General features: G+C 46.5%; 4 protein-coding genes and 2 rRNA genes. 4 read left to right on the forward strand and 2 right to left on the reverse strand.

The genetic code is table 11. The annotated features are described in order from the left end of the window. From L0156_30090 to L0156_30100, 3 genes are all read left to right on the forward strand, one after another. Positions 1-376, forward strand: a 23S ribosomal RNA gene (locus L0156_30090); the annotation flags it as partial. A 105-nt stretch (positions 377-481) separates the two neighbouring features. Further along, positions 482-598, forward strand: a 5S ribosomal RNA gene (gene rrf, locus L0156_30095). Positions 599-884: 286 nt separating this feature from the next. Beyond that, complete coding sequence (locus tag L0156_30100; protein MCI0607254.1) at positions 885-3533, forward strand: PAS domain S-box protein; 2649 nt, start codon at positions 885-887, stop codon at positions 3531-3533. A gap of 586 nt (positions 3534-4119) precedes the next feature. Here L0156_30100 and L0156_30105 read toward each other — a convergent pair. Together L0156_30105 and L0156_30110 are read right to left on the reverse strand one after the other, a co-directional pair. After that, positions 4120-4482 carry a type II toxin-antitoxin system VapC family toxin gene (locus L0156_30105; protein ID MCI0607255.1) on the reverse strand — a complete coding sequence of 121 codons (363 nt, stop codon included), beginning with the start codon at positions 4480-4482 and terminating at the stop codon, positions 4120-4122. Continuing rightward, positions 4469-4702 (reverse strand): type II toxin-antitoxin system prevent-host-death family antitoxin, encoded by a 234-nt coding sequence (locus tag L0156_30110; GenBank protein MCI0607256.1) that lies wholly within the window; start codon positions 4700-4702, stop codon positions 4469-4471. Before L0156_30110 ends, L0156_30105 begins: the two co-directional genes overlap by 14 nt. A gap of 302 nt (positions 4703-5004) precedes the next feature. Here L0156_30110 and L0156_30115 point away from each other — a divergent pair. Beyond that, on the forward strand, positions 5005-5586 hold a 582-nt coding region (locus L0156_30115; protein MCI0607257.1), incomplete at its 3' end, for a hypothetical protein.

The following is a 5586-nucleotide window of genomic DNA, read 5'->3' on the forward strand; positions in this document are numbered from 1 at the left end:
CTGAAGCAGGTCCCAAGGGTTAGGCTGTTCGCCTATTAAAGCGGTACGTGAGCTGGGTTTAGAACGTCGCGAGACAGTTCGGTCCCTATCTGATGTGGGCGGAGGATACTTGCGAGGAGCTGTCCCTAGTACGAGAGGACCGGGATGGACGAACCTCCGATGTACGAGTTGTCACGCCAGTGGCACTGCTCGGTAGTCGTGTTCGGCAGAGATAAACGCTGAAGGCATCTAAGCGTGAAGCTTGCCTCAAGATTAGGTATCCCGGGGAGTAATATCCCCCTAAAGAGTCGTGGCAGACGACCACGTTGATAGGCTGGATGTGTAAACAGAGTAATCTGCTAGCTAACCAGTACTAATTCTCGTGCGGCTTGACCATAATTAGTAATTATGTGTGCTGCTTTTGAAAGTTGTTGCCCTTCTATTCAAGATCCAAAGAACTTTGGTTTCAATCTCAAATCTAAGATCTGAAATCTTAAATCTTTTTGGTGACCTTACCGGTGGGGAAACACCCGTTCCCATTCCGAACACGGAAGTTAAGCCCACCAGGGCCGATGGTACTAACATGGTAACGTGTTGGGAGAGTAGGTCGTTGCCAAGATTAATTCAGTGCCGAAGTGCTGAGTTGTGAGTGCCGAGTGGATCGGTATTCGGAACTCAGCACTCGGCACTCAGCACTTATAAAAGGCCAGCGGAAACGCTGGCCTTTTTCGTTGGATCTATTGATTTGCGGCCAAGCTGAAATTTACGGTCGGAGCGCATTTTTCGATTGGCAGTACCTGAGACCTCTGCTACAATCTTTTCAGGCGGGGGAACGCTGACATCAGGCAACGTGCTTACATTCTACCGTTCTTTTTCCGAAAAGTGAATCCGCTGCGACGACCGACATGGCAACAAAATCGCGCAACAAAGCTTACCCAGAATTGTTCGACTTCATCGATGATATCTATTACCGCGTGGATAAATCCGGTTTAATCGAAGTCATAAGCCCTGCAGTAACGAAGTATGGTTATCAACAGGATGAGTTAATAGGAAAAGAGGTAACCGAGCTCTTCGTCAAACCTGAAGAGCGATCGAAAATATTAGAGGCTTATGCGCTCCGCGGATGCATCAACGATTTTGAGTTCTCCGTAAAATCAAAAGCGGGGGCTGAAATCGTCGTTTCCCTAAGTGCGCGGGCGCTCCAGAACGTTCAGGGCGAGAGGCTTGGCGCGGAAGGGATTATCCGGGACATTACTTACCGCAAAAGACTGGAAAGAAATCTCAGGGAGTCGGAAGAACGGTATCGGATCTTTTTTGAAAACTCCCCTTTTCCCATGTGGGTCATAGATTCGGAAACTTTTCGATTTCTTGCCGTTAATCAAGCAGCTTTGAATCATTATGGTTACAGCCGTGACGAATTTTTTGCGATGGAAATTCGTGATATCCGCCCCCCGGAAGACGTGCCGTTGTTGGAAGACAGGCTCCAGAAGGTTCCTTTTCATTCAAGCCCTGGATTGCGTAGACAAGGAACCTGGAGGCATCGGACAAAAGATGGCAAGATCATTCATGTCGATATTGGCGGAGTCGATTTTCTTTTCGATAACCGAAAAGCAACTTTAGTTGTTGCAAATGACATAACTGAAAGGACCTATGCCGAACGTGCATTGCGCGAAAGTGAAAAGAAATACCGCAACCTTGTTGAAAACACACCAGCTTTGATATGCACGCATGATTTCGAGGGTTATTTAATCACTGTAAACCCCGCCGGTTTGGAATTGTTTGGTTTATTGCCGTCACAGATGTTAGGCCAGAGATTGGAGTCTTTTCTTGCGCCTTCTGTTCGTCATCTATTCCCCGATTACTTGCGACGTATCCGTGAATGCCGAAGCGACCAGGGCATGATGAGAATCACAACAAGTAGAAATGAGGAACGGGTGCTTCTTTACCGCAATGTCGTGATTCAGGAGCCCGAGAAGCAACCGTATGTTCTTGGGCTGGCCCAAGATATGACCGAGCAGTTTCTGGCAAATGAAGCTCTCAGGCAGACAGAATCGGCCCTTCGGAAGTCAGAAGAAAAATATCGAGCTTTATTTGAAGAAACCAAGGATATGGTTTTCATTACAACTCCTGATGGCAATTTCATAGACATCAATCCCGCAGGCGTGGAACTGCTCGGCTTCTCATCAAAGCAGGAGGTCCTTCATGCGAAAGTTGAGGATCTATATGCGGATCCGAGCTTACGCAAAATCTATTCGGAAATCATGGCCCGAGAGGGATTCGTGAAAGATTTTGAGATTGAAGTCCGCCGAAGAGATGGTAAAAAACTGGTCATGCTCGAAACATCAGCAGCAGTGCGGGATACTGATGGGAAGATAGCCGCGTACCGTGGGATTGTACGCGACATAACGAAACTTAAAGAACTACAGGATCAACTGCTTCAGGCGCAAAAAATGGAAACGGTCGGATTGCTTGCCGGCGGAGTGGCACACGACTTTAATAATTCGCTCATGTCAATTACAGCATATTGCGATCTTATAAAGTTGAGATATGGTTCCGATGTATCCCTGGTGGAGAATGTTCGAGAAATATTGAAAGCAACGGAAAAAGCATCTGCATTGACTCTGCAGCTACTCGCCTTTGGACGAAGGCAGGTACTCAGACCAAAACACTTGAACTTGAACGATATGGTTCGAGGTCTTGAAAAAAATGTCCGAGGCGTTTTGCGCGACGATATCACTCTTGTGATTGACCTGGCGCCTGATCTCGGATTCGTTCAAGCTGATCCGGGTCAGGTGGAGCACGTAATCATGAACCTTTGCGTAAACGCTGTGGATGCCATGCCGGATGGCGGCACTTTTTCTGTTCGTACGCAAAACATAACTGTTGAGCCTCCTACCCGGGCTCAAAATTTTGGGCTTCCTGCCGGCTCTTACATCCTGTTGGAAATTTCGGACACCGGTGGAGGTATGACGGATGAACTTCTACACCACGTCTTCGAACCCTTTTTTACAACAAAGGAGTTTGGCGATAGCAGCGGGTTGGGACTTTCTACGGTGTACGGCATCATCAAGCAAAGCGGCGGTCATATCCATGTGAAAAGCACAATCGGCCAAGGAACACGATTCTTTATTTACTTGAATCGGCTCGAAATGCGCCGTGAAATTCCAAAAGTTAGGGGAAGCTCAATACGCTTTCCCTGTACGATTTTGCTCGTCGATGATAATGACCCAGTTCGGGAGGTTCTTGGCAAATTATTGCGATCCAGCGGCTATTCTGTTTTAGAGGCTTCCGGCGGTCAGGACGCACTGGCTATTGCGAATTCGGTATCAGAAATCGATTTGCTTGTAACAGATGTTATGATGCCGGTAATGAAAGGTTGGAAGCTCGCCCAACTGCTTCAAGAGAAATTTCCACAGCTTAAATGCATTTTTTTTTCGGGTCACGCGCGCGAAACAGCAGTTGGCAATGCTCAAATTCCTCCAGGAAGTGTCTTCCTTCAAAAGCCGATGTCGTTGGAAATGATTTTAAAAAGCATTGATTCATTGATGGCTTAGCAAGGATCAGCAAGTTACATGCAGGATTGCGTTCGTATCGTCAGATTCCTGTTTCAAGAGATCGATTGCTTCAAGTGTGGATAAGACGAGAAGTTCGACTTCACGGCGCTCGGCTTCACGCTTGACTTCTTTCATTACTGGCAATCTACCATATGCACCAGTGCCAATAACCAGGCGGTTGCATTTCCAGGGAATCTTCTCCTTCAGAGACAAAGGCGTATATCCAGAGTCATCAACATACTTTCAACACAAGCATTTTGATTCCTTTAAAGAGTCCCTCAAGATCTTTACGGGCGATCCACTTCTCTATGAACCAGGAACAAAATATTTATATTCCACATACGGCATGTCCTTATATCTGCAGTTATGGAAGCAGCCTCATCGAAAAGAATTCTTACAGATTGTGGATCAAGAAGTTCTTAACGCCCTTTAAATGAGTCACTCGAGTGCTGATCTTCTGCGCGAGATTATTCCCAACAAGACCAGGTTTCAACCGCCAAGACGCCAGGTGCGCCAAGGAAAATTCTTGGAATACTCGGTGTCTTGGCGGTTTTTCTTTTGTAGGCTTTGCCGTCTCAGCGAAAGCTCAAAGGGCAAGTGGGACCAGTTTTGATTTCCGAATTATCCGGTCTCTGGTTAGAAGTGGGATCTTTTCTACTAAGCTTGTGGCTGCGATAATCTCATCGGCTGGATCCCCGCGAAAATCCAGTTTCGTGCTCGATATTGCAATGGCAAGCGTAATGGGTATAACGGTGAAGTTGACCAATAACGCTTGAAAGGATTCGCTTCTGAGATCGAGTTCCAGTCGTTGAAGCTGAACGAGCTTCGACAATTCCCAGAGCACTACATCGGAGATAGCAAGATCCTCACCTTCCAATTGTTGTAGCTCCGTTGGCGTCAAATCTCCGGCAAGCAGATAAACGACCATGTGACTGTCAAGATTGAGCATTCCATTTCGTTCCTGTGCTCAAAATGTCACCTTTGATTTTGATCTTACCTTTTAAACTTCCAACGAGCTCCAGAGCATTTCTCTCGGATACAGGAATAACCCGTGCCACCGGTTTACCTCTTTTAACGATCAGAACACCACCCGGTTCTAATTCATCCAGAACTTGTAAGCATTTCGCCTTAAAGTCCGTGGCGTTCATTACCTTTTCTTTTGTCTTCATGTGATAATTATACGAAAAGACCAGTCTCATGACCAGTCATGTATTCGTGTTGGGAGGCTAGGCCGTTACCAAGATTAATTCACTCTGCCTAATCAAACCGCCAAGACGCCAAGTGCGCCAAGGAAAAGATTCCTGGAGTACCCGGTGTCTTGGCGGTTTCATCTTTTGGAATCACTCCGGTTCGCATTTTTGAATGACGATTCAAAAATCGGGTAGCGGACGAAACTTCCACTCAGCATCCAGCGTCAAATCAAAGTAAGTCATATTAGATAGACAGAACGGCAAAGGATTTGCTTGAAGCGATGTTGGTGAACAGGAGTTGGATTCTCTTTTATCTTACTGTTTTTGTCTCTTCTTTGGTATCGGCAGAAGAGTCTATCGATTTGCTGAGCCGCGCACTCAAAGAATATGAAATTGCTCTAGTCAAAATCACGCAGGATGGCACTGATGAGGAGAAGGCCGCTGCACTCAGGGCACTGGCCGCGATTGCATCCAGTCATTATCCAAATGTCCGTGACTCACTTTTGGCCACAAGTTCGCGAGAAATACAAAAAGCATTAATTGATGCTATTTCAGACATAGGGGACCAATCTAAACAGGCAAAAGATCTTATCCTTCAAGTATTAAAAAGTAATTCCCCTGCTCAAATTTCAAGAGCCCTTGAATTAACAGTCCTGAAGGTTGATTTTCGTTCTGTTTGGAATCAGAACAATACGCCGTTTCTATGGGCAAAGTATTTTCTCGCTTACCCTCACAATCTGGATCCTGCGCGATTCTCAGCCATCGGACAGGAGAAACCCTGGAGAGATCCTGCGTGGACTGAATTATCGGATGCTATTCGAGTTCAGCTTCTTGCCAGGGCCGGCACGAGGGAATCGCTCAAG

This window comes from bacterium (assembly GCA_022616075.1).
GTDB lineage: Bacteria > Acidobacteriota > HRBIN11 > JAKEFK01 > JAKEFK01 > JAKEFK01.